Genomic DNA, 26,610 nt, shown 5'->3' with positions numbered 1-26,610 from the left:
TCGTTGTTGCCGGCACCCAGAAGGAGATGCTCGATGCCCTCCCTGTCCCCCGAAGACCTGTCCAATGGGATCCACAGGACTCATTTTTTCATGCCGTCAACCGGCGAGGGTGACGGCGGACTATCGATCCGTCCGATAAACAACAACGGCGATGTCGAATATCACGACGAGTTCTGGATCTTCTCGTATGAGGATACTCGCAAGGTCGCCGCGACTACCGGTGATCCCCAAGTGAACCTCTCGCTGTCTGCATGCCCTAGCCTGCTTGGAAAGACTGGCATCTTCACGGTCGTCAACGATCAGGCATCCATCATTAAGGACAAGGCGGCATTCGAAGAACTTTGGGTCGAAGAACTCGAGCCGCGGCTCGAACAGGGCGTCGGGTTTGTTCGGATCAAATCCACATGGCCCGTATCAAGTATTAGGACGGCGAGGACACCGAAGTCATCTCGGTCGCCAGAGGTGCCATCGTGGATATAAGAGACTTCGACGAAAAGACTCCTGCGCTGCTTCTCGAACAATTTTTCTCGGGGCGACTCAAGGGTTGGGGATACACAGTGGGCAGATTTGGGGGCTTTCAGAACTCTTTCAAGATTGACACTCAGGGTCACTGGGACCCGAACACAAGCACGCTAACGATGAGCGAGTTCTACCGTTTCCACGACGGCCGCTCCGACGCGCTCAATTGGTCGATCCTAAAGAAGTCGGATGTTGAATACGAGGGTTTCGAGGCATCGATCGACGGATCTGCCAAGGGCGAGCAGCTCGGCAATGCCTTCCATTGGCGGTACTCTCGCGATGTGCCCAACAAGGACGGCGACACGACGACATTGGGCTTCGATGACTGGTTCTGGTTGATCGAGCCGGACGTGCTCTGTGCGTCCGCTTCGATCACGAAACTCGGGATCGAGGTGGCGCGGCTTTCCGCCTTCTATCGAAAACTCACCGGGAGTAACGGCAATGACGATGGTGCCGAAAGCTGAGACCCTCTCGCTCAATCCAGCCAACGCGGAAGCAATGGACGACGGCCGTGGCCGACTCGCAGAAGCGCCTTCCGAAATTCCCGCCCGGGGGCTGCGCGACGTCTTGTGGCGCGTTTACAGCGAGGTGCTTGCTGACCGGGTTACTCTCATCGCCGCGGGCGTCACCTACTACATTGTGCTCGCGATTTTCCCTGGAATGGGCGTCCTCGTGTCGATCTACGGTTTGCTGACCGACCCATCTGATTTGGCAATGCAAATGATTTTCCTTGGCGATGTCCTGCCGCCCGGGGCCTACGACCTCCTCGTCCCGCAGCTTGACGCCTTGGCCCACAAAGGACGCTCCGAACTCAGTCTCGCATTCCTGGCAAGCTTGATGATCGCCTTCTGGAGCGCCACCAGCGGCGTCAAGGCGCTCTTCGATGCCATGAATGTGGCGTACGGAGAAGTCGAAAAGCGAAGCTTCGTCAACGTTACTTGGCTGGCATTCACCTTTACACTTGCGGCCATACTGACCTTGGTCGTACTGGTGGCACTTGTCGGCGTCGTACCCGAAATCCTGAAAGCGCTTTACCTCGACGCTTGGACCGAGACACTGGCACGGGTGGCACGGTGGCCAGCGATCTTGCTGATAACGGGCGCGGCGACAATTATCATCTATCGCTATGGTCCTAGTCGGGAAAAGGCGAAGTTCCGCTGGCTGACCTGGGGCGCTGCCTTCAGCGCCACCGCGTGGGCACTAACCACCACTGGGTTCTCAATCTACCTGCTCAACTTCGCCACCTACAACGCGACCTATGGCACCCTTGGTGCGCTGGTCGCCTTCATGATCTGGATTTGGTTGTCGGTCGTCATACTGATTGTCGGCGCGGAGCTGAACGCCGAACTCGAACACCAGACAAAGTGTGACTCCACGACAGGGCCCCCAGTGCCTATGGGCGAGCGCGGTGCGGAGATGGCGGACACGCTCGGCAAAGCCGCTGACGACTGATCGGGCTCGCAACATGTCTAAGCAAAGCGGAGGCTGCTTGCAGGGAACGTCCGTCGCGGTCGAGGGCGATCTTGGACGACACGCCGACTTCCAGAGATTAGATGTGCTCGATGGCTCTTGCGACGTCGGCCAGTAACGTCGCCGCGTTGATGGGAAAACACGTTCGGCCAGCGTCGCCGCTCCTCGCGTGTTAGCAAGGATAAATGAACACAGGAGCCGTCAACGGTACACAATGACTGGGATGAAGGACGACAGAACTCGGTCCGCAGGGATCGGATTGCGCGCCGCCAGCACTCAGATTGGTCAATGGGTGGCTCGGATGGCCGCTTTTGGATGGTCAGGCGGTCGACCTTGTCAACCACTTGAGGACGCAAATCTCGTCCTCGTCCATCCAGTCGAGAAGGCGTGGGCTTCGTGTCTTCCCAAGCTTGACCAGTTCCCTCAACGTTCCGGCTTCAAAGTCTTCGAATACCCGTGGATGGATGTACGAACTGCGGCAGACTGAGCGCGTGTTCACGAGCTTGGCGGCGACTTGGTCGATGATCGCATTCATCTGTCGCGCTCGCTCGCGCGGGCTCGCCGCGGCTTCAACGGCGGCCAAGGAGAACGCTGCCATGCAGGTTGCTCCCCAGGTCCTGAATTGGCGCGAGGTGAAGTCCCCGCGCGACGCCTCCCGGATATAGTCGTTGACGTCCTGCGAACTCAGCTGGCGGGCGATCCCATCGTCGTCCATGTATTGGAAGAGGTTCTGTCCCGGTAACTCTTGAATGCGTTTGAGCGCTCCCGCGAGCCGCCTGTCATTGTGGGCAACATTCCATACTTTTCCGGACTTCCCGCGGAAGCGGAATCTGACGACAGAGCCCTCGATCTTCACATGCCTGTTGCGCAACGTGGTGAGACCGAAAGAACCATTCTCGGCGGCGTAACTGGCGTTGCCCACCCGGATGTAAAGGTTGTCCATGAGATGCACGACGGTCGCCAGCGCCTTTTCGTAGCTCGGCTTCCTGACAGCCAGGTCACGGTCGACACGCTCCCTGATCTCGGGAAGACAGTTCGCGAACGTAGCCAGCTTTTCGAATTTTGCCCTGCCGCGCTCGGCGGACCAATCTGGGTGATAGCGGTACTGTTTACGCCCTCTCGCATCGACGCCAATTGCTTGGAGATGAGCGTTCGGGTCGGGCGAGATCACAACGTCGGTGTAGGCTGGCGGAATTGCCATCGCCGAAAACCGGGCGAGTTCCTGAGGGTCTCGGATGCGGTTGCCGCTAGCGTCGAAATAAAGGAACCCATTCTTGCCGGGCTTTCGGGTAATCCCGCCTTCAAGCGACGATGCATAGACCAAACCCGAGCCCTGGAAGACCGCTTGCGGCAAATCCCTGGTCACAAGCGCCATACCTTCCACGAGATCGACTTGATGCATGACGTCAGTCTCGCTTGCTAGTTTGCGTCCGGATGTCGAACCCAGGGTTGGGCGACGGCTTCTTTCCGGACTTGTAGAGTGTGGCGTCGTCGTAGTGGACAACCTTGGTCGGGATCGCATTGGCAACGCCATCGCTCTCGGGATCGGCTTGCGATGGGGCGTACTGGCCTCGGGCGTCGGCCTCGACTTGCTTCTTAGATGTCACGATGTCCTCCATTGATTGGCTTCAGCTGCTGTTACTTCGTTTCGCCGGGATACTCGTCGTTCGCCAGCAAGCGAGCCAAGTGGGCCGCGTTGCGCGCCAGCGTCTGTACACTTTTGATAACAACTTCGGGCACCTCCTCGAGGTCTACGAAGTTCGTCGATCCCATTGCCTCGCCTACCCAGTAAGCGACCGCGTTAGCCGGGATTGTGAAGCCGACGTCGTTCAGCGCCTGGTAGACCTCGGCCGATACATGGTGCGCGCCGTCCTCATTGCCGACGACGGCCACCCCGGCGACAATGCCATAGGACACCATCCGGCCCTGGTCATCTGTCTCTTCCAGAAAGGCGTCCATGCGTTCCATTACGCGCTTGGCGATGCTGCTGGGCTGACCGAGCCAGATAGGAGTACCCAAAAGGACAATTTGCGCGTCGAGCACTTTTTGCCGCAGCGCAGGCCAAGCGTCGCCCTCGCCCTCATCCGACGTCACACCAGGCTTGACGTTATAATCGGCAAGTCGAATGATCTCCGTCTCGACATCGAATTTCTTGAGCTCGTCGGCGATCAGTTGAAGCATTCTGTCGGTCGAGGATTTTTCCTGAGCTACGCTGGACTTGAGGGTGGAATTGAACGCGATGGCTCTGAGCTGCATACGAGGGTCCTTTTCGACTGGTATGGACGATAGAACTTGCCGCGCGCGGGGCGGTTCCCTTCTGATTACCGACGTCGATCGCTTCAGGGCATTCAACGACCACTACGGCACAAAGCCGAGAACGAATGCCTGCGTTCAGTTGCGGATTGCCTCAGACAGCGCACGATCCGCGCGCGGTCGTCGATGAGGCCGAGCACGGAATATAGCGTGTCGAAAACGAAGGCTCGACCATCCCGTCGACGACCGCCGCGTCGTACGTCATCAAGACCCTGTTTCCGATTGGGGGCGCGGCCACGGGTTTGGATTCCGACGGTCCCCTAAACCTTAGGAAGATCGAGAGGACGACGACCACCACGGTGGACAGGAATTCCGACTGCCAGTTATGAAAGGACTCGAACCAGACTGCGCGCTCGCCAGGTGACCGGAGATCTTGGGCGTAGGTTGATGATGAAGTAGCGCGTCGGCTGCCCGGGCGGCGGCGCTCTCACCCAGATGCAGAACAAAGCTCAGCGCGAAAAGTATATGAGGTGTGAGGCCCAGCGGATAGGAATAGAGGGTCCGAGGAACGCCGCCCGTCCTTATCGGGAGTGAAGCCAAGTCCGGTAGTGCAGAGCGATGAACGTCACACCAGCGGCCGCTGTTCCAGCAACTCGGCTTCCGTACGGTTCCCGACGAAGGTGTCGCTCGACTACCACACTTCGGTCACCGGGTCGGACATCAGAATTGTTCTGGGTTAATCATGCCCTCCCCGCCCGAAGCCAGGATGACCGTACCCGTAATGTAGCTTTACTCCTCGGAAGCCAGAAGCACAGTTTCGCTGGCGAGCACAGCGGGCTGGCTAGCCGGCTGATAAGTGTTGTCTCCTGAACCGACTTCTCGGCGGTGTCGCGGACGGGATCAGAGAAGTACAGATAGGCCCTAACGCGACCGCAATTATGCAGTGAGACCAACGGCGCCAGGAGCATGATCTTACGATTTTCCACGAGCGGGGCGTCAACTCCCTTCGACGAAGACCCTGACGCTTTTTCCGTTTAGGCTGCGATCGCCGATCTTCCCGCGAAGAGGATAGACCTCGAAAACTAGATCGACGTCGTCCTCAATAACCACCGGAACATCTCCCATATTGGCGCGGAGCCTGAGTTTCCTTGCGGCGTTCGACCAATCGACAAACATGCAGTTCACAGGCGCTTCCAGCGCTTGCCCGCCGCACATGTCAGGCCCGAGCAGTGGTAGGACGTGTTTGCGCCTCACCCATAGCAGGTGCTTGATGAAATCCCTCCACGCCGTCGCTCGATCACCTTCAATGCGATCCCATTTGAGTTTGCAATTCTCAAACGTCGCCGTAGAAGAAGGATCGGGGATGTCCTCTGGTCCTAAACCTTCAGGGAAACCGCCAAAGCTGATGGCTTCCCGCTCTCGGTTCTTCCAGACATCGGCGCGCAACTCCCCTTCATAGTCGGAGAAGAAGCGGAAGGGCCGCTGACTGAGATGGTCGTCGCCCTGGAACATCAGCGGTATTTGAGGAGACAACAAAAGCACTTCCGTCAAAGCGGCGTTCAAATCGGGGTCGATACCGAAATGCAATCTGTCGCCGATCGCCCGGTTTCCGACCTGGTCGTGGTTCTGCAGAAAGTGGACGAAGCAGTCGGTGGGAAGCGATGAGGACGCAGGCGGCTCAATCGACTTCAAGACGCGCCTGCCTTCAGTAAGATATCCCTCAGCGAGAGCTTTCGCCGCTTTCCGCCAAGGATCGACCGAGAAAGCCTCATAGTGTCCCGTCCGCTCTCCTGTCGCGGCAGCGTGGATAGCGTGGTGGAAGTCGTCATTCCAGTCTGCCTTGTAAAGACGCCGGCCCCCTTCCCTTTGCGCCATGAGATCGGTGCCGTTGACAGGGTTCTCAGTGATGAGATGAAGCGTACGACCGCCCACGGAGGCATAGACTTCGTACGCCAACTCCTCGAGGAAATGGATGTCACCGCTGTCCTCGATCTGATCCACGGCATCCAGACGAAGGCCGTCGAGGTAGAATTCTTCGGTCCAGTAGAGTGCGTTTTCGATGAAGAACCGGCGCACGGGGCCTTTGGCGAAATCGATACGCGGACCCCAGGGCGTCGGATTGTCTTCCCGGAAGAACCCGGATGCGTATTTGGATAGGAAATTGCCCTCGGGTCCGAAGTGGTTGTAGACCACGTCAAGGAAGACCATCAGCCCCAGGCCGTGGGCGGTATCAACGAATGACTTGAGGTCGTCAGCTGTACCGTAGGGGCTGAACGGCGCGTATGGGAAGACTCCATCGTATCCCCAGCCGCGCTCCCCGGGAAAATGCGCGATCGGCATGAGCTCAATCGCCGTGAAGCCCATGTCCGCCAGATAGGGGAGACGCTCGACGGCGGCACGAAACGTGCCTTGCTCGGTGAAGGTACCCACGTGGAGTTCGTAGACAACGGCCTCTTCCCAATCGCGCCCTCTCCAGTCAATGGTTTTCCAACGGTAAGACTTGGGATCGACCAACCGTGAAGGCCCGAGGATGTCGCTTTGATATCTCGAAGCGGGGTCTGGCACGGTGGAGCCATCCGCCAGAACGAATCCGTAATCGCGGCCAATGGCTCGCCCCACGACTTCTACTTGGAACCAACCCCCGTCCCTTCTGACCATGGGATGCGTCTCGCCATCGAGTATGAGGGAGACTCCACTTTCGTCCGGAGCCCACAACCGAAACCGGGTGCCGCTTTTCGTAAACGAAGGCCCCCATGTGTACTCGCGATCGGCCAATCTCATCGTAGAAGTCCCTGCCCGCCGTCGATCCATAGTGGCGATCCGGTAATGTGCCTCGCCTTGTTGGAGCAGAGGAAGACGATCGCGTCGGCGACGTCTTGGCTTCTTCCCGGCGCGCCGCCTGTGATCGGCACTTGACCCTCGGGCCAAACGACCGGGATCGCCGTCTCCTCCTCGCCGCGCAGCGAAGTGTTGTCGTCGATGTTTGTCTCGATCTCGCCAGGGCAGACAGCATTGATGCGGATATGATGTTTCGCGAGCTCAAGAGCGAGTTGCTGAACCATGGCGACTTGCCCGGCCTTGGTCGCGGTGTAGGCGGTTGCGCCGGGGGTCGTGAATGTGCGGGTGCCGTTGATCGAAGAGACGGCGACGATCGATCCACCGCCCGCCGATTTGAGATGCGGCACCGTCGTATGGATGGTGAGATAGGTGCCACGGAGATTGACCGCGATTGTCCGGTCCCATTCTTCCGGCTTGAGGTCGTCAATCGGTGCCCAGACGCCATTGATGCCAGCGTTCGCGATGACGACGTCTAGCCGGCCGAAATTCACGACAAGATGATCCACGGCTTTGCGCATCTCGCTTTCGACGGAAACGTCTGCGCGCAGCGCGGTCGCGGTAGCACCCAAGAACTTCAGTTCATCGGTAACCGGAATGACGTCTTCAAGGTCGTCACCCAGGACACCCACCGCGTAACCTTCTCTCGCGAGCGCGAACGCCGTCGCCTTGCCTATACCCGATCCCGCGCCCGTGACGAGCGCCACCTTCCCGCTCTCCGCCATTGTCAACTCCATGATTATCTGGAGTTTTCAACAGTTTGAGAGTGAGTCGGTTCCGGTCCGAAACCGTACCGTTGACCTGAGCTCACGGGTCCACGACGACTGTCGGCGGCGTGCGCGAATGACGGCTCCAGGCTCGCGCCTTCACGGATTGCTCGGAAGAACCGCTCATAATTCGATTCCACTTGGGTCAGCGGATACACGAACCATGTTTGGGCCTCGACATCGTCGGCTAGGCAGAGATCGAGCCGCAAGATGCGCATGCCATTCGCGTTGCGGCCCCGTAACTAACGTCGAGAGCACCCTTCGTTCCAAATATGCGGAGCTTGAGGTCGTCCCGGTTCCCAGGTGCCCAGCGACTAGCGTGGACTGTATCGAGAGCGCCGTCGGCGAATTCGATAGCCATCACGAAAGAGGCGTTCGTGTCGAGGGTGCATTCGTCTATCTGGTCGTTCGGGAGCCTTCGGAAGGGCCTTTAGCAGGCACGTCACATTATCTATCGCCGAAGCCGCGCCGTAAGACGCGAAATCCAGGATGTGGATGCCTATGTCGCCTAACACCCCATGCGATCCATGCGACTTGGACAAGCGCCAGAGCTTGCTCTCGGTGCGCCAGTCGCCCCAATTCTTCGCCGCCAGCCAACTCTGCAAGTAGGAGGCCTCGACATGCCTGACGTCCCCGATCGCTCCGGATGTGACAAGCTCCCTCGCCTTCTGCAACGCAGTCACGTTCGATACGTCAGGTTGACCATCGCAACTAAACGGGCGTCGGAGGCCGCCTTCATCATCTCGTCGGCCTCTGCGAAGTTCGTGGCTAGCGGCTTCTCGCAGAAGACATGCCGCCCGACGCGGGCGACTTCCAAAGTCGTGGCGTGATACGCGCTGTCCGGACTGACGTTGGCCAACCGCTTCGAATTCGCCCCATTCGAGAGCGTCGTTCGACTGCCGGATGCTGGCCGATGCGATGCTGCTGACAGAATGCTACAGTGAACGCAATTGAGGCGGCACTCTCGCACCGCCTCAACTCTTCATAGCCTCTCAATGATGTTTGAGAGAAGCATTGTCTTGAGAAGGCGAATGAGCGAACTTTCCGTATTCTTCGGTGATGCGGTCCTTGGCCACATCGCGCACATCGGACGCGATAGCCGTGGCGGTCCCGAGTGCGTCGGAAGCGAGTTCGTTGCCCTTTTCCAATGCCTTGTCGGCCTCGGCGTGAAGAGACTTCTTCACACTCGACGCAGTTTCGCCCATGAGAGCGTCCTCATGCTCGGTCCTCGGAAGTGCCGCGCCGATGGCCGCGCCGAATGCGAACGCCAGAGCACCTCCGACCAGAGGCTGGTCCTTGAAGGCGGTCTGGATCATGTCGTTCATACGCGCTGACTGCTGCTGCATCGCGTCCATGGATGCGGATGCGGCGCCTCGAAGTGTGTCGCTGCCGGAGGTGACGCTCGAGACCGCGTCGGTCACGGCCGACCAAGCGCGCTCCGCCCATCCGGAAGCCGCGTCAAGTGCGTTGCCGGCCTCGTCGGCGATGCGGTCGATCTGCTGTCCGCTTGCATCAGCGAAGCCGCGGTACGTGTTCCCTGCATCATCAATGAAGTGGCCCGCCCGGCGACCTGTTTCGTCGGCCAGAGCCCGGAAGCTCTTGCCTGTCGAGTCCTGGAAATGGCTGTAGCGCTTATCGCCATCGAGAACGGCTGAACGCGAGCGCCGCACCTCGCCCGTGATCGGAGCCAGCGGATACTCGACAGCGTTAGCGCGGCTGGTGTGACTGACGGCTGGGGAGGGCTTGGCCATCAGCCACGCCAGCCCGATGCCGATGAGCGCGACGGGCACCGGATTGGCGACCGCCGATGCCTTGAGGTTCGAAGCGAACTCCGCACCGCCATGTCCCTTGGCGTATGCAATGGCCTCATCGATCAGTTGGCCCGGAGACAGCCTCTCCTGGATAGCTCCGATCTTCTGTTCGATACGGCGACGGTCCTGTTCGATCTCGCGCTCGATTTGCGCGCTCTTTTCTGCGACGTCCTTCATGACAGTCTCTCCTTGACGACCTCTGCATCCCGGCGCAGCGAGTTCGCAGTGCGCGGCAGCGTGGGATTGGTATTGCGGACGATTGCGAGGCCGCGAGAAATCGCAATCCATGCCGCGATGCCAACGACTACGGAAACGACGATCGAAGCGATGGCGTCCGCGTTTGCTTCGGTGAAACCCTGGGCCACAAGCACCGCTCCGAGACCATTGACGATCGCCGCGAGCAGCACGCCGATCGCGCCGACGGCAAGCACAAGGCCGACCGCGAACATGCCTAGGCCAGAGGCCGCATTGGAAACTTTGGCTGACGCCTCTGTCTTTGCAAGCTCAATTTCCTTGCGGAAAAGACCGGAAATATCCGATACGAGACCCGATATCAGGTCGCCGAGCGGTCGAGTGTCACCGTTAGCCATTGTGTGTCTCCTTCGACGAGTTCGAGGGCACCGTGGTTGCCGGCTTCGACGCCATCATGAAACGGCTTGCGGCTATTCCGGCGACGGCTGCCAATCCCAGGAACGCCAGAGGCTGGCGGCGGCCGAAGTCCTCGGCAATGCCGGCGATTTCGGACAGGTTCTTGTCCTTGACCTTGTCGGCGATATGCCTTGCGGAGACGCCGAGTTGCGAGGTGTAACCACCGATCGCACCAGCGTCGTCGGATTTGAGTTCTTCGCCGACGCGTTCGAGCGCGCTCGCGACTTTGCCGATCTGATCGGCGGCATAGCTTTTCTGACGGTCAGCGATTTCGGCAGCCTTGTCGGCAGCTTTGTGCGCAACGTCTTGGGCGGTCTCTTTGACTGAGGAGATGTCTTCGTCGATCTTTTCCCGAAGGCTACGGGCGGCCTCGGGGGTAGCTTCTGTGTCGCGTCCTATTGAACGCCCGAATTCCGTAGAGGGTGCGTTTGCCGACGGCGATGCGCCGTTCGGGGTTCCAAAGGTGTCTGCCATGGTGGCCTCCCATCGTGGTGAACGCGTGACGGAAAAGACCCGTCATCGGTGGAAAGCAACGTCGCCGAAGCGGCTTTGTTCCAGCGGGTGCGAAGGGCGTTAACGAGGTCGATGGGAGACGCTTCAGACGATATCAAGAGCGGCGGAATCGCATCAGATCGAGACCGGGTTTCGACCGGTCCGACCTGATGCGCTACGCAGCTCTATGCGAAGAATTAGCCTACCTCTCGACTGGCGTCGACGCCTTCCCGAGTTTCACGCTTGGCTCGCGCGCCCAGACGCGTAGCTTGCCGAGTCCTTCGACAAAGGATACCAGGCTTTCTCCAGGAAGTTCGATCGTTCCTTCGTCGAGCTTGTCGGCGACACCCGCGACCTGAAGAAGCGGCTTGGCTTCCGCGACATAGCCAATGAACTTGCAGTGCTGGAAGGCGTCGGCGACGAAGTCCCGCACAGCCGCCTCGTTGACGAGGTCTTCCACTGCCGGTGCTGCGACCAGCAGCGCGACGGCGTCGAACAGAACGGACGGACCACCGTCGATCATGTGGTTTGCGGGAATGAAGCTACCATCTGACGCTGTCACGCCTCCGACCTTGGGAGCGATGAGTTCGACTTGGGCCTTCGCCGACACGATCGTGTCCTGTAAACCTTGCAAGAGCTTGGCGTCGACGCCATCGGAGACGAGGATGCCGAGCTTGCGTCCCTCGAAGCGCTTCGGGCCACGCTCCACGATGCTGAGCGCCGGAGACGGTTCAAGGTCCTGCCGCGTCGGCATCGCGGCGTCCGCAGGTTTCGGCATCGACTGGAGCCCTAGTTTCTGCGCGACGGCCGTCGCCAAAGTCTCGTCGATGTTCATCAGATGCGAGACGACACGTTCACGGATGACTGGTGTCTCTACTTTGCTTAGCTCGAAGGTGAGCGCCATCTGGATGTGGCGCTGCTCCGGCGGGGTCTGGCTAATGTAGAACTGACGCGCCTGGCTGTAATGGTCGGCAAAACTCCCCGGACGAAGCCTTACCTTTTCTCCTTGCTCCTCGGCGGGAAAATGCACGAAGCCCTTTAGTGGGGACTCTCGCGGCCCGTCGGCCCATGAGTTCGGCTGGTAGTTTGCGCGACCGACGGGATTGTGCATCGCCATGTGGCCGTCCTGTTGGAAATGGTGAAATGGGCATTTCGGCGCGTTGATCGGAATGTGGGTGAAGTTGGGGCTACCTAGTCGCTTGAGCTGCGTGTCGAGATAGCTGAAGTTTCGGCCCTGAAGGAGCGGATCGTTGGAAAAATCGATACCCGGCGGCACGTTCTGCGTCATGAACGCAACCTGCTCGGTCTCAAAAAAGAAGTTGTCGGGCATGCGGTCGAGGACCAGTCGGCCAACGGGCTTCGGCGGAAGGATTTCCTCCGGAATGATTTTGGTCGGATCGAGAACGTCGAACTCGAAACTGTCCGCAAAGTCCTGATCGAACAATTGGAGACAGAGTTCCCATTCGGGAAAGTTACCGGACTTGATGGCGTTCCAGAGATCTCGGCGGTGGAAATCCGGATCAGCGCCATTGATCTTGACCGCCTCGTTCCATGCGACCGATTGGAGTCCGAGCTTCGGCTTCCAGTGGAATTTGACAAAAGTGCTCTCACCCTTGGCATTGATCATGCGGAATGTGTGTACGCCGAAGCCTTCCATGAAGCGGAACGAGCGGGGAATCGCACGGTCCGACATCACCCACATGATCATATGGAAGCTCTCGGGTGTCAGGCTGATGAAATCCCAGAAATTGTCATGCGCGCTCTGGGCCTGTGGGAAGGCGCGATCCGGCTCCTGCTTGACCGCATGCACCAGGTCCGGAAACTTGATGGCGTCCTGGATGAAGAAGACCGGAATGTTGTTGCCCACAATGTCCCAGTTGCCTTCCTGGGTATAGAGTTTTACGGCGAAGCCACGGACGTCACGTGCCAGATCGAACGAGCCCTTGTTGCCGGCGACCGTCGAGAAGCGCACGAAGGCGGGAGTCCTTTCTCCTGGCCGCTGAAAGATGTCTGCCCTGGTATAGGCGGCCAGCGATTCATAGGTTTCGAAGAAGCCATGTGCGCCATAGCCGCGGGCATGAACAACGCGTTCGGGAATGCGCTCGTGGTCAAAATGGAAAATCTTCTCACGGAAGTGAAAGTCGTCAACCAGCAACGGCCCGCGCGGGCCGGCACGCACCGAGTTCTGGTCGTCAGCAACAGGACCGCCCTGTGCGGTTGTCAGAACCGGGATCGCATCGCCGGCGGTCTGGTGCAACTCTCCGCCCTCGCCTCTCACGAGCACTTGATCATGGATGGTGGCGTCTGATGAGACCGATCTTGCCTTGGTTGTCGATGAGGACTTTGAAATGCGTTTGGTCGGCATTGCGGGGACTCCGATGTGCGTGTATCGCGACGGAGCACAAACAGATATTCGACGCCAAGGTTCCCGGACGATACCGCACAGAGCGCGGGACGTCGGGCCAGAGGCGAGATCTCAACCGAGCACGCGTTTGTATTCTGCTTCCGGAAGACCATAGCTCGCGCCCGCGATCTTCTCCAAGGTATCCCGATTGCGAACAGTGATCAGGCTCCGCGTCGCCTTGATGGCACCGCTGCCCTCTACCATGTGGAGTGCCGTCGTCACGCTCGACCGGCGCACGCCCAACATGAGCGCTAAAAAATCGTGCGTCAGCGGCAGGTCGTCGATCTGCAACCGGTCATGAGCCATTAGCAGCCATCGGGCGGTCCGCTGCTCAACGCGATATCTGCCATCCGCGAGCGCCGTCGCCGCAACTTGAATCATGAACACATGTGCGTAGCGGAGCAGAAGCCCCCTCAACTCGGGGTCCTCGCAGGCCGCGTCAACTAAGTGGATCGTCCTGATTCTGAAGGCCGCGCCATCCGTCTCCATGAATGATCGATGAGGAGAGCGGTCAACGCCGAGGATGGCTGGAACCCCTGCAAATCCCTCAAATCCGATGCATCCGACTTCAATTCTTTGACCGCTTTCATCGATGGCGATTTCTGAGGACATGCCTTCAGTCAGAAAGAAGATATGTTCGATCGGCTGCATCGGCTCATGGATGGCTTGACCCTGCTGTAACTGGATGAATTCGAATGAATAGCGTATACGCTCGATTGCGGTTGGGCTAGCCAGCGCCAGCAGTCTGTTGTCACGAATTCGCATGACTAACGCTCTTGCTTTTAATTGGGCCGCGAGCGAGACGTGGCCTAATGGAAACGAAGGACGTCCCGGAACGGAAGCGAGAACAGCTTGGTTCCGCTTTCGTCATGGACATCGAATATGTGTCCATCTACGACGTCGCCCTTCCTTACTCGTTCTGAGAGTATCTCCCGGGCGGCGTGGGTCGCTTCCTCATAGGCTTCCTTCTCCCCGTCAAGAGTTACCCCCTCGAGGTCTTCAACAAAGTCGTGGGCGCTTCTTATATGAAAGTAGAATTTTGGCATGCCGATCGCTCCAGAGTTCTGGCAACGATTGACGAGCATCGCGGTTCCCACAGCGCCTTCTTGCAGGGCGCATGAGGGAACCCAGTCTGAGGTGAACTGTTTTGAGTGCTGCATCCAATACTAAGGAGAATCTAGATGAATTTGAAAACACCCAAGGACGGAGTACCCGGCACGACGGAGCAATCTCCACGCTGGGAGGGACCAAAAGAAACTCGCCCCCGCGGTTATCGGCCCGCCAAGGACGATCCGGAAGTCGCTCGCGACGCTGTCGGCGAGAACCTGCGGGACCCGCGGAAGTGGAACGTCTCCGAAGCAATGAAGACGCGCGACGACAGGTGATGCAAGTACGGTTCCACCGGCCTTTACGCCTCTTTGAGCGGTTATCGATCATCAACGAAGGCTGCTCACGACCGACGTTAATGATGTCCGGGAAACCGCGTAGCTGGCAGACTCCGACGACACCCGCTCTAGAACAGGAATAGTTGGGGCGCGGCTTTCACTGGCGTACACATCGCGCTGGCCGCCCAATTCGTCATCAATCGGAGATCGGCACCACGAGACACGTTCTCTGATTAACACAGGAGCAAACGAAATCATCACCCTCAAATCTAACCGCGCTCCTGGCGAGCGTCGCCGCACTGCATACCAGAATCCGGACAAGATCGCAGACGTCCTCAATGGCCTCCCACCACAACAGATCCCGAACAGTAACGGCAGCCTCTCGCAGCGGCAGGAACACGACGACCTGGGCGGCATCTTCAGTCGCCTTGCCAACTGTGGCGTTGGAACCCTTTTCGGAGGCAACTCCCCAGGCGGGATTCTGGGCTTCGGGCTCGAGGCGGCCATCCGTTTGAAGTCTATGGCGATGGGTCAGAGTTGGAGGAGCGCGTGATTAAGGCGGCGGAAAACGGCTTGCTCGAATACTTCTCAAAGTCGATCAGATATTCGACTGACCTATTTGCGAGAGGAGGATGAGATGTCTGGCACGTGCCTTTTTCGCCCGGGCGACAATTGCTGGAGGGTGAAGCCGGCCGACGACTTCTCGATCATCGTCGACGCCGACGATTACTTCGGCGCTATCCGTCGCACAATGATGGCCGCTGAACAGCTGATCTTCCTGGTTGGGTGGGACTTCGATGCGGGTACGACGCTCGGTCATCCGGACGTCGATGACGGCGCGCCGCGTAAGGTGGGTGATTTCATAATCTGGCTCACCCGTAAGAGGCCCAAGCTAGAGATAAAGATACTTCTTTGGAGCCCGGCACTGCTCGCGAGCTGGATGCGGCTCTCCAATCTGCCGTATCTCTTGAGATGGAAGCTTCACAAACGCATCTCCGTCCGCTTGGACGGCAGACATCCTATAGGCAGCTCCCATCACCAGAAAATGCTTGTGGTGGACGATCAGACAGCGTTCTGCGGCGGCATTGATGTGACCCTCGATCGATGGGACACGCGCGAACACCTTGACGACCATCCCTCCAGGCACCGGCCGAATGGCCGCCCTTACGGACCATGGCACGACGCGTCGAGCAAGTTCACCGGAGAAGCCGCGAGGTCGCTCGGGGAGCTGTGCCGGATGCGCTGGACGCGCGCCGGAGGCGAGGAGATACCACTCGCAGCCGGACTGAAACCTCGTAAGGACGAACATGGACAAGGCTACTCGTTCGGTCCGGTTAGCATTGCCATCTCCAGGACCGAACCAGCGCACCTCGACGAGCCAAGTGTCATGGAGATCGAGCGGCTGTATGTCGACATGATCATGTCGGCGCGGAAGTTGATCTACGCTGAAAGCCAGTATTTCGCGTCTCGCGCAATAGCCCAGGCGCTGGCGAGACGCTTGGCGGAGCCTGATGGACCTGAAGTCGTTCTAATCAACCCCGTCGCGTCCGACAACTGGCTCGGTGCCATAGCCATGGACACTGCGCGTGCGCGTTTGCGGGAATCCCTGCGACGGCACGATCCGCGGGATCGCTTCCGCATGTACCATCCCGTAACCGCGAGCGGCCAGGCGATCTATGTCCATTCGAAGCTCATGGTGATCGACGATGAGATCGTTCGCGTCGGCTCGTCCAACATCAACAACCGGTCGATGCGCTTCGACAGAGAATGCGATGTCGCGTTCGTAGCACGAGGAGACGAAGCTCTTAGTCGCCGTATCGCCGGATTCAGAAGCGATCTGCTTGGCGAGCATTTGGATGTCAGGGCCCACGAGATCGAGGATGCGATGCAAATCGCGGGTTCGGCCATCGGCGGTATCGAAGCGCTGAGGCAACGGACCGGGGTGAAGTCACTGCGATGTTACGAAACGCCGGATGTGTCTGACATTGAGAAATGGCTGGCGGACAACGAAATCCTCGATCCTGAGGGTCCAGAGGAACTGTTTGAACCGATCGAACGACGTGGATTGTTTCGCGGTCGGTTGCGGCTTCCTGGTCGCAAAGGCCGATGAACCGTCCTGGTTCGGGCGTCCATGCGCGCGGCGGATCGCACGCTCTCGCGTCACGGTTAACCGTCGATTCCAGAACAAGGATTGAAACAAGAACAGTCACAGGGATATTCGATTCCTATAACGATGCCGAAGCGGCCGAATTCAACTTAGAAGCCGCGGGCATTCTCCCAACGAAGTCTCGCTGGCTTCGAACAACAGCGACTTCCGTGGCAACGACGAAAGCAATGCCGCCGAGGGCGCTGGTGCCCGCGCGGGCGTAGCAGGCAAGGGCTTCGCCGTGGTCGTGCAGGAAGTCCGCGCGCTCGCCGAGCGTGCCGCGCTGGCGGCCAAGGAGATCAAAGATCCAATTCAGAAAATGGTCGACCGTGATCTCGAAACTGGCTTGTCAGGCCTAAGTCGATCGGTGACCCTGTCGCGCTGATCAATCTGGCATGGAGGCCGATCGCTACCCCTGCGCGAACAGTCCACAGGGCTCGCCGAAACCAATGCGGCAGTCGATCTGGTCCATCAGGCAACTTAGCAGCATGCTGTGATGGTCGAGCAGTGGACTGCGGCGGCGGCTTCGTTCTTTAGGTCGCTGCAACAGTAAACTACAGAGTCTGCCGATGCACAGCCGCATTGAAGCGGTAGACCTATGGATAGCGGCCGCCTGTCGTGCCGGCTGGCAGATGCGGATTCAGTCTATTTCGGTCTCATCGAACTGGGAAGATTTCGGAGCCGGCAGCGTAATGAGTGCAGCGAGGCGGCCCGGCGCCCATTCTCGCTTAATCTGACCATTCAGCTGGCGTTCCACCATGGCATCCACCATCACACCGCCAAACCCCTTGTGTACCGCTCGAACGGTTTCGGAAATTCCTCTCTCCAACCACGAGATGCTCAACATTCCTTCGCTGTGGGTCCATTCCACACTGACCTTGCCGTCCGGAACAGCAAAAGCGCCATAGGTTGCGGCATTGGTAGCAAGCTCGTGGAATACGAGTCCCAAGGGCTGCAGCACGATAGGAGACAGCATGACCGGCGGCCCCTGGAACGAGGCCCGCCTTCCTCCAAACGGCTGTACCTGCTGCCGAGCCACATCCTCAAGCGGAATGTCGCTCCAGCCTCGCTCCGCAAACAGACTGTGAACGCGGGAAAGCGCTTGGACGCGATGCTGTATTGATGCCGCATATATGTGAGGGTCGCGCGCGTTGCTGAGCCGTACAATGCTGTCCACGATTGCGAGCACGTTCTTCGATCGATGATCGACCTCCATGAGCAGCCGGTGTTCGGAGGCTTCCAACGCCTGAATTCTGCGGAACTGAGTATTATCGATCTGCGAGGCAAACCAGTAAATCAGTTTTCCGTCGTCGTCATGAATAGGGCTTATGTGGAGCCGGTTCCAGAAGGGCGAGCCATTCTTACGATAATTCAGGATTTCAACGCTGACCTCGCGTTGTTCCCGCAATCCGGTTCGAACCTCCGCGACGGCGACTGGCGAAGTCGCTGGCCCCTGTAGGAAACGGCAATTGCGGCCAATGACTTCCTCAGCGCCATACCCTGTCAGGCTCAGGAATGACTTATTGGCAACCACGATCGGAAAGTCTGGAGCACGTCCGTCGGCGATAGTTATCGGCATTCGAGTCCGCTCAAGCGCTGTAGCCGACAATTCCTTGTGATCAAGAAAGCCCTTTTCAGAAGTCGCCGACGGGCGGTCACCGTGGAAATTGGCTGTAGAATGCTCGGAATCAGACACGGGTACCTCTACGTAGTGGAACACATAAACGACCGACGCCGCAGTTTTGATCCCGCGGACACCCTCCCTGTTGGGTCCTGAGTGGGAATTCCCCCGTTCGATACTCGTGCGCGATGTCCGAGCGCGCCTGGAACAAATCTTCGCCTATTCCGGTCGGGTACGATCATCTTCGGACGCCGTCAGCGCGGCGGCGGCGATCACTCTTGTAACGGACGGTGGCTTCTATCATGACCTCCGACTGTATTGAGTGTGCCAGAACGGGTTGTTGTGAACCCTGAGAGGAGCCGCCCACCCGGGTGCCCCGTGCCCAAATCTGCCTTCAGGATATTCTCGCCGCGCTGAAACAGCTTGATGGGCCGCGGGGCGAGATCCAGCGCTTCTGGGCGTTGAGGCGGGCCAAAGGGCTGAACAGAGGCCGACAGTCTGCGCGGGGCGAAGACGACGCTCCCAAAAAATTTTGGGGAAGATCTTGAACTGCAAGACACCCCAACTAAATCGATCCGTGCCGGCGCCGAGAAGGGCCGGTTTTAAAAGGCTCGATGGCCTTAATACCCATGTTGCTTCAAGGAGGATATGGCTATGGCAACATCTTACGATTACAGCCCCCTATTCCGGTCCAGCATCGGTTTTGACCGGGTCTTCAATCTTCTGGAAAACGCCCAACGCGTCCGTCCAATCAGTGACTGGCCACCCTATGATATCCTCAAGACCGGAGATGACACCTACCGGATTACTCTTGCGGTGGCTGGTTTCGATGAAGAGGATCTCGACCTCACGTTCCAATCGAACCTGCTGATCGTCACCGGCAGAAAGGAAGGGGACAAAGCTGAAGGTTATCTCCACCGTGGCATTGCCGGCCGTCCATTCGAGCACAGGTTCGAGCTTGCTGACCACGTCAAGGTGACGGGGGCAAGCCTGGATAATGGCATCCTGTCCGTGGATCTCCTCCGCGAGATTCCAGATGAAATGAAGCCGCGCAAGATTGAGATCCAAACCGTGGCCGCGTCTGTGACTTCGGCCAATCCGCAGCAGATCGAGGGGCAGCGGGCCGCCTGACATAGCGCCGCTTGTCGGCAAGGACTGCAGAGAACCGGGCTTTCCAGCCCGGTGCTGCTCAATAATCGGGATGAAAGGAGAGGAGTCATGAAACCCGATACTTTTGACAAACCTGTCCGCGTTCTTGTTGGTCTCGGCGTGGTGCGGGAAATCCGTGACGTCTTGGAAGCCTATATGTTTTTGAACGATGCGCCCGGCTATATGCGGAACTCGACCCAGCTGATGGCCCTCAAAGCCTGCAAGGCCGCCTTGGTAGGTGACATCGAAGCGGAGACCGCCCGTGGAGCCTTCGAGGCTTTTGCCCGCAAGCAGGATTTGATCGCGCCGGACCTGGATTATCTGGTCGCCGCAGCCCACCGGCCCAACGACCCACACGTCCACTAAGGGGTAGACCGGGTGATGTTCCGCGGGTCGCCTCGGACTTGGTGAGATCAGGTCGGACGGGCCAGGCCTCAACTCGGTTGCCGCTCGCTAGCTGTCGGTTCGCCAGCGCCGCGGTAGTCCTTCGGAAGGCACTAGTCTCGTCGAAGGAGACCGCGGCAGTTCGAGATCGCGACCCAGTGGAAGTAGCGGGACACATATGCGAGCACTGCCTCCGGCCCCGCGAACAGCGCATTGGTATAGGCCACCCAGCGCTTCTTCCGGACCGGCGACAGATGCCGCAGGAAGGCCCGCCGCTCGGTCAGGTCTGCGATCGACCCGACGAAGCTCAGCCGGCCCGCTTCATGTAGAGCGACCAGCCGGGTGAGGAACAGCCGTCGGAACAGCTTGCCGAGCACGCGAAGGCCGGGCGCGAAGATATCCATCGGCTTGCGTCTGGCGCGAGGGCCCCGTGCAGACACCTGCTGCGACAACAAACCCTCTAATGAGTTGAGCTTAACGGCACTTACGCTCAATTGTTGACGACCGCTAAGGCAGCGACGAAAACGCATGCTGCCGCCCACCTGTCGCCCAACGCGATGGCTAAGCGGGTAGGTGGATTGCGATCGAATATGCTGAACAACATGCCGCAAGCATCGCGCGCTTGGTGGCCGCTTTACCCTTTTTTCATTCGAAATCGGTTGACACGTTCACGCGTCCGCAGTTGGCATCAGAACACCGCAGGCGCCGTCCACTCTTGGATGTGTCAAGAAGAAGCCAGCCCGCCGCTGAGGCGAAAAGGCTCACGAGATCGCTCAAAGCAGCAGTTGGCGTCGGTGCAGTCATTCAAGGTGAGGCAATCAGCCTTAACGGTGTTGTCGGAATGTTTTTGATGCTGCTCGCGGCGGGAGGTTGTTTGTTTGCTGACCAAATCACCATCGTAATGGCGAGACGATCAAACAGGATCGGACCCCGCCTCGCCGAGGGGGCGAAGAAGAGCTTTGAACCTTGACTGAAGCGACACAACTGTGCGCGAAGCCGGACAAAAGATCCGATTGGCCGCGTCGAACTGAGACTTGACCCACACACCGCACTGGGGATCGCACGCCATACGCGGCGAACACTCTCGACATGATAGCTAGAGCAACGAAGCCATGGTGCGTTTGCGGACTGAGCAAGATAAGCAGCCATTGAGTTACCCATGCTGCGAGAGGGCAAAAGCAGCCAGGCGATGAAGGAAGACCAGATGCGAAATTCAGACATTTAATTTCCTCTTTTTCAGCAATCGGGTCCAGACAACTTACCCTGCACGCTAGTGTTGATCAGCCTTGGATATTTCTGGCGAGTTGCAGCGTCGGAACCTTCCGTTGTATCTGGGCCGATGGCGGCCGACACCATGCAATTCCAGCTCAAGGCCCTTGCAATTGATGGCAATCGGCCGGAGGCGTTCCTGGCACTGGAACTTTCGGGGCTGAAGGTAATTGAATCCGTCGCGAAAGGAGGCTGTCATGGAACATTGGCATCTGGTTTCAATCGGATTTCTGAGCGCAGCATTCTTGTTTTGCGTCGGCATTCTGGTGCTGACTTCTTGAGGAGAGGACCTTGATGAACCTGGCGTCGCGGTCACTCGGCGACCTGCGACGGCTGGTGGAGCTGGAACAGCAATTTGAGGAACACATGGGTGAAATCTTAGCCGACGCACCCGATGCTGGTCTTTCGGCTGCCGATCTGCTGATGACGTTCAAGGTAGTTTGCGAAGGCCAGTAACAGCATTGGCGGACGATCCGGTCCCCGCGGAAGGCCAGACATTAGGATAGACCATGGCCCTAGATATTCGAGATGCTCGGTTCTATGTCATCGACGAAGATGACGGCGGAATGGCTAAGGATGCAGAACCGCTGGAGTTCGATTCAGCGTTTCAGAAAGCGTCTGCGTTGGTCGAAAACGGAGCCCGGGTGAAGGTGCTTTGCACCAAGGAAGCATCGCAAATTCAAATTACCCGGTTCATTAGCCACGGAATTGTCGCAGAGCAAATAGCCGAAAGCGAAGACGGGAACCGTTTTTAGGCATCGGCGTTTATCGGCCCATGCGAACCAATCGAACTGAAATTGCCACAACAACCTTGGCGCTTTTGTGCGTCGCGATGATAGTGTTTTTCGGAGCCCTCGCGACCGGTTGGCAACCGTTTCGTTCGCCACCTCAAACTGAGATTAGCACTGCAAAATGACGATGGCGGATCCCGTTACCTTTAAGAGTGGCGGGCCGCTCCGGGCTGGCGGCCGCGCACGAACGCGATCCGGGCGCGGGTCGCGGCCGTGTCGGGCACGGTCTGATAGGCGGAGATCGTGAACTTGTTCCAATGTCGTGCCAAACCTCCATATGGAGCGACCCTTCCACGTGGTCAGCGGGCAGCGAGGTTTCCACTGTGAGTCTTGCGTTACGATCGCTGCCATTGGACGTTGCCGTACTCATAGTGCCGCATTTCCGCGATTTCCCCGACAAAGGGGCGAATGAGCGCTAGAAATGGAGGGAAGTGAGGACCTTTGCGAAAGCCTTCCAGATGATCCTTCGTCGATGTCCATTGGATTCGCAAAATTAGGGTGAGCGGTTCTTCCACGCAGCGGGCAAGATCATATCCCACACACTGTGGCGCGGCGCGGAGATGCTCTGTGGCGACGCTATACGCCTCGATCAGATCCTCAGGCATATGTTCTTTCATCTGGTAGCGGATGTATTCGACTGTCATTGAATTTCCCCGATTGACTCGCCGTCATCATGAACTGTTCTTCAGTCCTGGCAATGGCTTACCTCAAGGTAAGGGGTGTACGGCTAAATGACGCCTCTATTACCTGTTCGGCCCCGGACGATCGAAAAAATGGGAAAGATCCATGAAATTTGACAAGCTGAACGACTGCCCTGTCATGGACACGATTCAAGCGATCGGTGGCAAATGGAAACCACGTATTTTATGGCACTTGCGGAACGGGGCGGCCTCGTTCGGCGAACTACATCGGGTCGTGGAAGTTTCCGAAAAGGTTTTGCATGAGAACCTTCGTGCCTTGCAGCGCGACGGACTGATATCGCGTACACCCTTCAAAGTAGGTTCGATAGAATTCGTCGAATATGACTATACGGATTATGGTCGCACCCTCGTTCCGGTCCTAAATGCCGTGGGCAATTGGGGCGTTCTGCACAAGGCAAGATCCACTTAATATCGCAGGCATTTAGAGGGGCCGAGGGCGGCCTGAAGGAACTACTCCGTGTCGCCAACGCAAAAGAGAGCGCCTTTTGAGGTGCGAAAGCCACTTTCAGCAACTGGGTTGCGGCAGCAAAAACCCCAGCTGCTGGGGCAGGCTGGGGCTATTGATGTGCATCCTCGGGGACAGGGATGCGCGGGAGCCAACGATTTGTGGAGGGGCGGGAACGTCGGCTTGCCACAATAACTTGCCGGATTCCTAATAGTTCCCACACGGCGGAAGAAATTGGAACATTGAACACGAACTACCTCAACAGGAGACGGTGGACCGGTCCGTTTGTCTAAACGACCGTGCGCCCGCTAAAATAGGCGCAGCGTTTTGGGGCGTATCGCGCTGGTCGAATGGTAGGTGCGTATCACGTCAAGCGCCTGCTCCAGTACGTCAATTGCGTCGTCCGCAGAAAATCCATTCTTTGTCGCTTCTTCAATCAAGCGCTCAACGGCGAAATGGGTCTGAACCCGAAAAATTTCAAAGCGTGCCGTATCTGTCGTCCTGACTTTCATGTTGACCCATAAAGTTAGACCGCCGGATGGCTAGCTATAAAGCCGACCGGTGACACCTGAGCAAACCCAAACGACATCCAAAAAAATAAAATCGTTTGATCCGGCGATGAGAGGAACTGACCGTTTGGCCGAGCGTTTAATTGGGTTTCGGCTCAACGTTCGCCACGGAGCGAAGGACAGTTTTGGCCCATCCTTTGGCAAATCTTCCGAAGAAGAATGCGATCAACAGACTGATCAGGACAGCGGCAATGCGCTCGCCTCTGGGGGTAAGCGTCCGAGTTGAATTCGCTACGGCGGCTGGTTGGCTTATCGCCTACCGACTTTGCTGCTCCGTGGTCCCGATTACAGTCTTAAGGCGATCAACGCTCTGATTGCCAGCAAAGAGCCCGGCATCGCCTAGTCTGAAGCGCCCAGCCGTCTGATTCACTCTTCCCGACATATGTCTAGGTTTCATGATAGGGACCTGCCAGTTCAGTTTGACTTTTACTCGTCGATATCAACCATATCGAGCCGCCAGCATGGCATCGAAGAGGGAATGTAACATGGGTATCGAAAGTCTCGTCCTATTTCTGATCATCGGAGCGGTCGCAGGCTGGTTAGCCGGTGTCATCGTCAAAGGTTATGGCTTTGGCCTGCTGGGGAACATCGTCGTGGGCATAGTAGGCGCCCTTATCGCAGGCCTGCTGTTTCCACGTCTTGGCATAAGCCTGGGAGCTGGCTACGTGGGAGCCATTCTGTCTGCCGTACTCGGCGCCATTATTCTGTTGCTCCTGCTTCGCCTGATAAGACGGGCTTAACTTCAAACGATTGTCCAATCCGGCGGTACTTCGGTTTCGCGGGATTGGGCAAGATCGTCCGCACCCAGTTCTCCGGTTCTTTGACGACTGAGATTTCCGCGTTCCAACGAACCAGAAGCGAGGGTCTTCATGGGAGCCGAGCCAGCGACCTTCTTGTTGACCGAAGCTGACGATCTCAAATGCTGAAGCTGACATACGGGACACAAAGTTGATGGAAGAGATGAAAGTCCGTGTCATAGATCTTGAGACTGCCGGAAACGGTCCAAACGACGTCTGCGAGATCGGTTGGCAGGATGTTATGCTCGAGCAGGATGGACGATGGCGTCTGAACGACGAGCGCGGTGCTCTCTTCGTCAATCCAGGGCGAGCAATCTCTGCCGAAGCAATGGCGGTTCACCACATCCTCGATTTTCAGGTGGCCGAGGCGCCTCTCTGGAAGCAGATCGCGGCATCGATCCTGCAGCCTGGCGAAGGCTTTCAGGCGCTCGCCGCTCATCGTGCAGCGTTCGAACAGCGTTACTGTACGCCGAGGCTCTGTGGCGGCACGCCATGGATCTGCACCTGGAAATGTGCCTTGCGCGTTTGGCCGGAGCTGCCGAGGTTCTCCAACCAGATGCTCCGCTATCAACGGATGCCGGATGGTTTGATTCACGAGCTCGGACTACCCGCCCATCGGGCAATGCCTGACGCCTATGTCACAGCCCATCATTTGCGTGACCTATTGAACGACGCATCCCTCGAGCAGTTGTTGGCCTGGAGCTGTGAGCCCGGTCTCCTGCCCCGCGTTCCCTCGGGCCGCGATCGAGGCGAGGGGTGGGATAGGCTGAACATGGACTCGTTGCAAGAGTTGTCGTTAGACCGGGATGTGGATGTTCGTTTCACGGCCGAGACCGAACTCGCCCGCCGCGGAGAAAACCAGGGATCGCTCAAAGCCGAACCCGCCCAGAGGTCGCTGCTCTAAGTTTTGCGCAGTCACAATCAAGTCAGGGTCGCAAATGCGCGCGGGCTGTATCGAGGGGAAGCGACACAGCCCGCGCTATCGCGGACGCTTGGGAGGGATAGTCCGCCGCGCGTTAAACTTCCAGGTTGCGGTCAGGTTCCCTTGAGCATTAGAGAGTTCTGAAGTTTTCCATAGGAACTGCCCTAATCCATTACGGTTGATCGGTACACAACGGAGATTTTAGACCTTGACCTCAATGCGCCTGCTCTCTGTCTCTATCGGTCATCCCGAGACCCTTCCCGGGAAGCGCTACAAGACCGGGATTCACAAACATCCCGTTGAAGGGCCGTTAGCGCTCGGTTTCGAAGGGCTCGAAGGAGACGCCATCTGCGACCGGCGATATCATGGCGGTCCTGATCAGGCCATCTATGTCGAGGGTGGCATTTCGTTGGGCCGCTGGAGCGAGGATCTCGACAGGCCGATCCAGCATGGCGAATTCGGTGAGAACCTCGTCATTGACCAGCTAGACAATGAGATTGTCGCCGTTGGAGATCGCCTGCTTGTCAGCGATGTCATTTTGGAGGTGACAGCGCCGCGAATGCCGTGTTCGACCTTTGCTGCGAAGATGAGCGATCCGCAATTCGTCAAGCGATACCGCAAAGCCGAGCGGCCGGGCTTTTATTGCCGCGTCATCAGGCCAGGACAGCTGCAAGCCGGGATGGACGCCGAGCTAATCGCGTACAAAGGCAGCCGTATCACCATGCCGGAAATGATGCGGAATTTTGGCAAGACGATTTCCGGCGAGAGCCTGGCGGCCTATCTCTCAGCGCCTGTGCATCACAAGCTTCGAGCGTCATTGGCGACGGGCAAGATCAAATTCTGAGCCCAATCCGCTGGTTTCGAGGGATGGGCACGCTATCGCACAACTACCCTTCGACGCCACGGGCGTTTGAGCTGCGATGCTAGGGAAGTTCTTATGGGCACCATTGATATTGCCGACAAACTGCGGGCGTTGGTTGCGGAGCTCGATCATGCACGTCCAAGGCCGACGAGCGGCGCCGCCAGACAAATATGCAGGTCTCAAAGGCAAGAGACGATGCCGATGCGCTACTCGCAGAACTCGCTGACGGCACCAGGCTCAACCGCTTAGCGTGGAATGGTAGCTAGTGTTCCATGCTACCATTCTCAAAATTCTGCAGCGCAAGTGACCGGCACCGCGCAGCCAAATCCTGAGGGTTGGTGACGCCGCCCCGGTAGAGGTCATCAACCGT

32 protein-coding genes and 2 pseudogenes are annotated in these 26,610 nt (G+C 58.1%); 15 read left to right on the top strand and 19 right to left on the bottom strand.

Annotation, left to right across the window (positions count from 1 at the left end):
* Positions 1-33: 33 nt before the first annotated feature.
* Genes AC2YI2_RS18850 through AC2YI2_RS18840 form a run of 3 tightly spaced genes read left to right on the top strand, consistent with a single transcriptional unit; the run spans position 34 to position 1,971 of the window.
* Entirely contained in the window at positions 34-480 is a 447-nt protein-coding gene (locus AC2YI2_RS18850) for a pyridoxamine 5'-phosphate oxidase family protein (RefSeq protein ID WP_487388014.1), read from the top strand.
* Positions 471-983 (top strand): DUF3833 family protein, encoded by a 513-nt coding sequence (locus AC2YI2_RS18845; protein WP_487388013.1) that lies wholly within the window; start codon positions 471-473, stop codon positions 981-983. The genes AC2YI2_RS18850 and AC2YI2_RS18845 overlap by 10 nt, the downstream gene beginning before the upstream one ends.
* The gene (locus AC2YI2_RS18840; protein WP_487388012.1) at positions 961-1,971 is read left to right on the top strand and encodes a YihY/virulence factor BrkB family protein; all 1,011 of its coding nucleotides are present in this window, start codon (positions 961-963) and stop codon (positions 1,969-1,971) included. Before AC2YI2_RS18845 ends, AC2YI2_RS18840 begins: the two co-directional genes overlap by 23 nt.
* Before the next feature lie 337 nt (positions 1,972-2,308).
* Here the strand turns inward: AC2YI2_RS18840 and AC2YI2_RS18835 are convergent, their stop codons facing one another.
* From AC2YI2_RS18835 to AC2YI2_RS18765, 15 genes and pseudogenes are all read right to left on the bottom strand, one after another.
* Complete coding sequence (locus tag AC2YI2_RS18835) at positions 2,309-3,391, bottom strand: DNA topoisomerase IB (protein ID WP_487388011.1); 1,083 nt, start codon at positions 3,389-3,391, stop codon at positions 2,309-2,311.
* Between the two features lie 4 nt (positions 3,392-3,395).
* Positions 3,396-3,596, bottom strand: a complete 201-nt coding sequence (locus AC2YI2_RS18830; protein WP_487388010.1) for a hypothetical protein — start codon at positions 3,594-3,596, stop codon at positions 3,396-3,398.
* Between the two features lie 31 nt (positions 3,597-3,627).
* Positions 3,628-4,245 (bottom strand): flavodoxin family protein, encoded by a 618-nt coding sequence (locus AC2YI2_RS18825; RefSeq protein WP_487388009.1) that lies wholly within the window; start codon positions 4,243-4,245, stop codon positions 3,628-3,630.
* A 151-nt stretch (positions 4,246-4,396) separates the two neighbouring features.
* A pseudogene (locus AC2YI2_RS18820) lies at positions 4,397-4,842 on the bottom strand (DUF6766 family protein).
* A 396-nt stretch (positions 4,843-5,238) separates the two neighbouring features.
* The gene (treZ, locus tag AC2YI2_RS18815) at positions 5,239-7,023 is read right to left on the bottom strand and encodes a malto-oligosyltrehalose trehalohydrolase (protein WP_487388008.1); all 1,785 of its coding nucleotides are present in this window, start codon (positions 7,021-7,023) and stop codon (positions 5,239-5,241) included.
* Entirely contained in the window at positions 7,020-7,802 is a 783-nt protein-coding gene (locus AC2YI2_RS18810) for an SDR family oxidoreductase (protein WP_487388007.1), read from the bottom strand. The genes treZ and AC2YI2_RS18810 overlap by 4 nt, the downstream gene beginning before the upstream one ends.
* A 229-nt stretch (positions 7,803-8,031) precedes the next feature.
* A complete protein-coding gene (locus AC2YI2_RS18805) occupies positions 8,032-8,244 on the bottom strand; it encodes a hypothetical protein (protein WP_487388171.1) in 213 nt (70 codons plus the stop codon).
* The gene (locus AC2YI2_RS18800; RefSeq protein ID WP_487388006.1) at positions 8,159-8,527 is read right to left on the bottom strand and encodes a Gfo/Idh/MocA family protein; all 369 of its coding nucleotides are present in this window, start codon (positions 8,525-8,527) and stop codon (positions 8,159-8,161) included. The genes AC2YI2_RS18805 and AC2YI2_RS18800 overlap by 86 nt, the downstream gene beginning before the upstream one ends.
* Entirely contained in the window at positions 8,524-8,703 is a 180-nt protein-coding gene (locus AC2YI2_RS18795) for a Gfo/Idh/MocA family oxidoreductase (protein ID WP_487388005.1), read from the bottom strand. The genes AC2YI2_RS18800 and AC2YI2_RS18795 overlap by 4 nt, the downstream gene beginning before the upstream one ends.
* Positions 8,704-8,836: 133 nt before the next feature.
* Positions 8,837-9,832, bottom strand: coding sequence for a DUF3618 domain-containing protein (locus tag AC2YI2_RS18790; RefSeq protein WP_487388004.1), 996 nt, complete (start codon positions 9,830-9,832; stop codon positions 8,837-8,839).
* The gene (locus AC2YI2_RS18785; RefSeq protein ID WP_487388003.1) at positions 9,829-10,245 is read right to left on the bottom strand and encodes a phage holin family protein; all 417 of its coding nucleotides are present in this window, start codon (positions 10,243-10,245) and stop codon (positions 9,829-9,831) included. Before AC2YI2_RS18785 ends, AC2YI2_RS18790 begins: the two co-directional genes overlap by 4 nt.
* Complete coding sequence (locus AC2YI2_RS18780) at positions 10,238-10,777, bottom strand: nutrient deprivation-induced protein (protein WP_487388002.1); 540 nt, start codon at positions 10,775-10,777, stop codon at positions 10,238-10,240. Before AC2YI2_RS18780 ends, AC2YI2_RS18785 begins: the two co-directional genes overlap by 8 nt.
* A 220-nt stretch (positions 10,778-10,997) precedes the next feature.
* Entirely contained in the window at positions 10,998-13,160 is a 2,163-nt protein-coding gene (katE, locus tag AC2YI2_RS18775) for a catalase (protein ID WP_487388001.1), read from the bottom strand.
* 111 nt (positions 13,161-13,271) lie between these two features.
* Positions 13,272-13,964 carry a Crp/Fnr family transcriptional regulator gene (locus AC2YI2_RS18770; protein ID WP_487388000.1) on the bottom strand — a complete coding sequence of 231 codons (693 nt, stop codon included), beginning with the start codon at positions 13,962-13,964 and terminating at the stop codon, positions 13,272-13,274.
* Between the two features lie 44 nt (positions 13,965-14,008).
* A complete protein-coding gene (locus tag AC2YI2_RS18765; protein WP_487387999.1) occupies positions 14,009-14,245 on the bottom strand; it encodes a DUF6894 family protein in 237 nt (78 codons plus the stop codon).
* A gap of 141 nt (positions 14,246-14,386) precedes the next feature.
* Here AC2YI2_RS18765 and AC2YI2_RS18760 point away from each other — a divergent pair, with 141 nt between their 5' ends.
* The 3 genes from AC2YI2_RS18760 (at position 14,387) to AC2YI2_RS18750 (ending at position 17,115) form a co-directional block, all read left to right on the top strand.
* The gene (locus AC2YI2_RS18760; RefSeq protein ID WP_487388170.1) at positions 14,387-14,584 is read left to right on the top strand and encodes a hypothetical protein; all 198 of its coding nucleotides are present in this window, start codon (positions 14,387-14,389) and stop codon (positions 14,582-14,584) included.
* 682 nt (positions 14,585-15,266) lie between these two features.
* Complete coding sequence (locus tag AC2YI2_RS18755; RefSeq protein WP_487387998.1) at positions 15,267-16,694, top strand: phospholipase D-like domain-containing protein; 1,428 nt, start codon at positions 15,267-15,269, stop codon at positions 16,692-16,694.
* A gap of 139 nt (positions 16,695-16,833) precedes the next feature.
* Positions 16,834-17,115, top strand: a complete 282-nt coding sequence (locus AC2YI2_RS18750; RefSeq protein WP_487388169.1) for a methyl-accepting chemotaxis protein — start codon at positions 16,834-16,836, stop codon at positions 17,113-17,115.
* 255 nt (positions 17,116-17,370) lie between these two features.
* Here AC2YI2_RS18750 and lov read toward each other — a convergent pair whose 3' ends face one another.
* Positions 17,371-18,426 carry a blue-light-activated histidine kinase gene (gene lov / locus AC2YI2_RS18745; RefSeq protein WP_487387997.1) on the bottom strand — a complete coding sequence of 352 codons (1,056 nt, stop codon included), beginning with the start codon at positions 18,424-18,426 and terminating at the stop codon, positions 17,371-17,373.
* A gap of 579 nt (positions 18,427-19,005) precedes the next feature.
* Between lov and AC2YI2_RS18740 the strand changes: the two genes are divergently transcribed.
* On the top strand, positions 19,006-19,482 hold the full coding sequence (locus tag AC2YI2_RS18740) for an Hsp20 family protein (protein ID WP_487387996.1): 477 nt from the start codon (positions 19,006-19,008) through the stop codon (positions 19,480-19,482).
* A gap of 87 nt (positions 19,483-19,569) precedes the next feature.
* Positions 19,570-19,866, top strand: coding sequence for a DUF982 domain-containing protein (locus AC2YI2_RS18735; RefSeq protein WP_487387995.1), 297 nt, complete (start codon positions 19,570-19,572; stop codon positions 19,864-19,866).
* A 152-nt stretch (positions 19,867-20,018) separates the two neighbouring features.
* Here AC2YI2_RS18735 and AC2YI2_RS18730 read toward each other — a convergent pair.
* Positions 20,019-20,314 (bottom strand): annotated as a pseudogene (locus tag AC2YI2_RS18730) (transposase); the annotation flags it as partial.
* A 924-nt stretch (positions 20,315-21,238) separates the two neighbouring features.
* On the opposite strand from AC2YI2_RS18730, the gene AC2YI2_RS18725 reads away from it, so the two are divergent.
* Genes AC2YI2_RS18725 through AC2YI2_RS18715 form a run of 3 tightly spaced genes read left to right on the top strand, consistent with a single transcriptional unit; the run spans position 21,239 to position 21,908 of the window.
* Positions 21,239-21,448: a hypothetical protein gene (locus AC2YI2_RS18725; RefSeq protein ID WP_487387994.1), complete on the top strand. Its 210-nt coding sequence runs from the start codon at positions 21,239-21,241 to the stop codon at positions 21,446-21,448.
* Positions 21,445-21,609: a hypothetical protein gene (locus AC2YI2_RS18720; RefSeq protein WP_487387993.1), complete on the top strand. Its 165-nt coding sequence runs from the start codon at positions 21,445-21,447 to the stop codon at positions 21,607-21,609. The genes AC2YI2_RS18725 and AC2YI2_RS18720 overlap by 4 nt, the downstream gene beginning before the upstream one ends.
* A 53-nt stretch (positions 21,610-21,662) precedes the next feature.
* Positions 21,663-21,908, top strand: a complete 246-nt coding sequence (locus AC2YI2_RS18715; RefSeq protein WP_487387992.1) for a hypothetical protein — start codon at positions 21,663-21,665, stop codon at positions 21,906-21,908.
* Between the two features lie 371 nt (positions 21,909-22,279).
* On the opposite strand, the gene AC2YI2_RS18710 is transcribed toward AC2YI2_RS18715, so the two are convergent.
* Entirely contained in the window at positions 22,280-22,588 is a 309-nt protein-coding gene (locus tag AC2YI2_RS18710) for a putative quinol monooxygenase (protein WP_487387991.1), read from the bottom strand.
* A 142-nt stretch (positions 22,589-22,730) separates the two neighbouring features.
* On the opposite strand from AC2YI2_RS18710, the gene AC2YI2_RS18705 reads away from it, so the two are divergent.
* On the top strand, positions 22,731-23,054 hold the full coding sequence (locus AC2YI2_RS18705) for a winged helix-turn-helix transcriptional regulator (protein WP_487387990.1): 324 nt from the start codon (positions 22,731-22,733) through the stop codon (positions 23,052-23,054).
* A 344-nt stretch (positions 23,055-23,398) separates the two neighbouring features.
* On the opposite strand, the gene AC2YI2_RS18700 is transcribed toward AC2YI2_RS18705, so the two are convergent.
* The gene (locus AC2YI2_RS18700; protein ID WP_487387989.1) at positions 23,399-23,602 is read right to left on the bottom strand and encodes a hypothetical protein; all 204 of its coding nucleotides are present in this window, start codon (positions 23,600-23,602) and stop codon (positions 23,399-23,401) included.
* A gap of 542 nt (positions 23,603-24,144) precedes the next feature.
* Here AC2YI2_RS18700 and AC2YI2_RS18695 point away from each other — a divergent pair.
* From AC2YI2_RS18695 to AC2YI2_RS18685, 3 genes are all read left to right on the top strand, one after another.
* A complete protein-coding gene (locus tag AC2YI2_RS18695; RefSeq protein ID WP_487387988.1) occupies positions 24,145-24,399 on the top strand; it encodes a GlsB/YeaQ/YmgE family stress response membrane protein in 255 nt (84 codons plus the stop codon).
* 211 nt (positions 24,400-24,610) lie between these two features.
* The gene (locus tag AC2YI2_RS18690) at positions 24,611-25,360 is read left to right on the top strand and encodes a DNA polymerase III subunit epsilon (RefSeq protein ID WP_487388168.1); all 750 of its coding nucleotides are present in this window, start codon (positions 24,611-24,613) and stop codon (positions 25,358-25,360) included.
* Positions 25,361-25,595: 235 nt separating this feature from the next.
* Complete coding sequence (locus AC2YI2_RS18685; RefSeq protein ID WP_487388167.1) at positions 25,596-26,222, top strand: MOSC domain-containing protein; 627 nt, start codon at positions 25,596-25,598, stop codon at positions 26,220-26,222.
* Positions 26,223-26,610: the final 388 nt, after the last annotated feature.

It is taken from the genome of Rhizobium sp. SRI_017 (genome assembly GCF_057586295.1).
The sequence above is the reverse complement of the archived record's forward strand: the minus strand, read 5'-3'. Positions and strand labels throughout refer to the sequence as shown.

Coding starts and splice junctions, on each gene's coding strand:
- AC2YI2_RS18835 (WP_487388011.1), bottom strand. CDS start 3,391: ATGCATCAAGTCGATCTCGTGGAAGGTATGGCGCTTGTGACCAGGGAT.
- AC2YI2_RS18710 (WP_487387991.1), bottom strand. CDS start 22,588: ATGACAGTCGAATACATCCGCTACCAGATGAAAGAACATATGCCTGAG.
- AC2YI2_RS18785 (WP_487388003.1), bottom strand. CDS start 10,245: ATGGCTAACGGTGACACTCGACCGCTCGGCGACCTGATATCGGGTCTC.
- AC2YI2_RS18840 (WP_487388012.1), top strand. CDS start 961: ATGACGATGGTGCCGAAAGCTGAGACCCTCTCGCTCAATCCAGCCAAC.
- AC2YI2_RS18780 (WP_487388002.1), bottom strand. CDS start 10,777: ATGGCAGACACCTTTGGAACCCCGAACGGCGCATCGCCGTCGGCAAAC.
- AC2YI2_RS18690 (WP_487388168.1), top strand. CDS start 24,611: ATGGAAGAGATGAAAGTCCGTGTCATAGATCTTGAGACTGCCGGAAAC.
- AC2YI2_RS18825 (WP_487388009.1), bottom strand. CDS start 4,245: ATGCAGCTCAGAGCCATCGCGTTCAATTCCACCCTCAAGTCCAGCGTA.
- AC2YI2_RS18810 (WP_487388007.1), bottom strand. CDS start 7,802: ATGGCGGAGAGCGGGAAGGTGGCGCTCGTCACGGGCGCGGGATCGGGT.
- treZ (WP_487388008.1), bottom strand. CDS start 7,023: ATGAGATTGGCCGATCGCGAGTACACATGGGGGCCTTCGTTTACGAAA.
- AC2YI2_RS18705 (WP_487387990.1), top strand. CDS start 22,731: ATGAAATTTGACAAGCTGAACGACTGCCCTGTCATGGACACGATTCAA.
- katE (WP_487388001.1), bottom strand. CDS start 13,160: ATGCCGACCAAACGCATTTCAAAGTCCTCATCGACAACCAAGGCAAGA.
- AC2YI2_RS18685 (WP_487388167.1), top strand. CDS start 25,596: ATGCGCCTGCTCTCTGTCTCTATCGGTCATCCCGAGACCCTTCCCGGG.
- AC2YI2_RS18700 (WP_487387989.1), bottom strand. CDS start 23,602: ATGAAAGTCAGGACGACAGATACGGCACGCTTTGAAATTTTTCGGGTT.
- AC2YI2_RS18735 (WP_487387995.1), top strand. CDS start 19,570: ATGAAACCCGATACTTTTGACAAACCTGTCCGCGTTCTTGTTGGTCTC.
- AC2YI2_RS18695 (WP_487387988.1), top strand. CDS start 24,145: ATGGGTATCGAAAGTCTCGTCCTATTTCTGATCATCGGAGCGGTCGCA.
- AC2YI2_RS18725 (WP_487387994.1), top strand. CDS start 21,239: ATGCAATTCCAGCTCAAGGCCCTTGCAATTGATGGCAATCGGCCGGAG.
- AC2YI2_RS18790 (WP_487388004.1), bottom strand. CDS start 9,832: ATGAAGGACGTCGCAGAAAAGAGCGCGCAAATCGAGCGCGAGATCGAA.
- AC2YI2_RS18715 (WP_487387992.1), top strand. CDS start 21,663: ATGGCCCTAGATATTCGAGATGCTCGGTTCTATGTCATCGACGAAGAT.
- AC2YI2_RS18740 (WP_487387996.1), top strand. CDS start 19,006: ATGGCAACATCTTACGATTACAGCCCCCTATTCCGGTCCAGCATCGGT.
- AC2YI2_RS18765 (WP_487387999.1), bottom strand. CDS start 14,245: ATGCCAAAATTCTACTTTCATATAAGAAGCGCCCACGACTTTGTTGAA.
- AC2YI2_RS18770 (WP_487388000.1), bottom strand. CDS start 13,964: ATGCGAATTCGTGACAACAGACTGCTGGCGCTGGCTAGCCCAACCGCA.
- AC2YI2_RS18850 (WP_487388014.1), top strand. CDS start 34: ATGCCCTCCCTGTCCCCCGAAGACCTGTCCAATGGGATCCACAGGACT.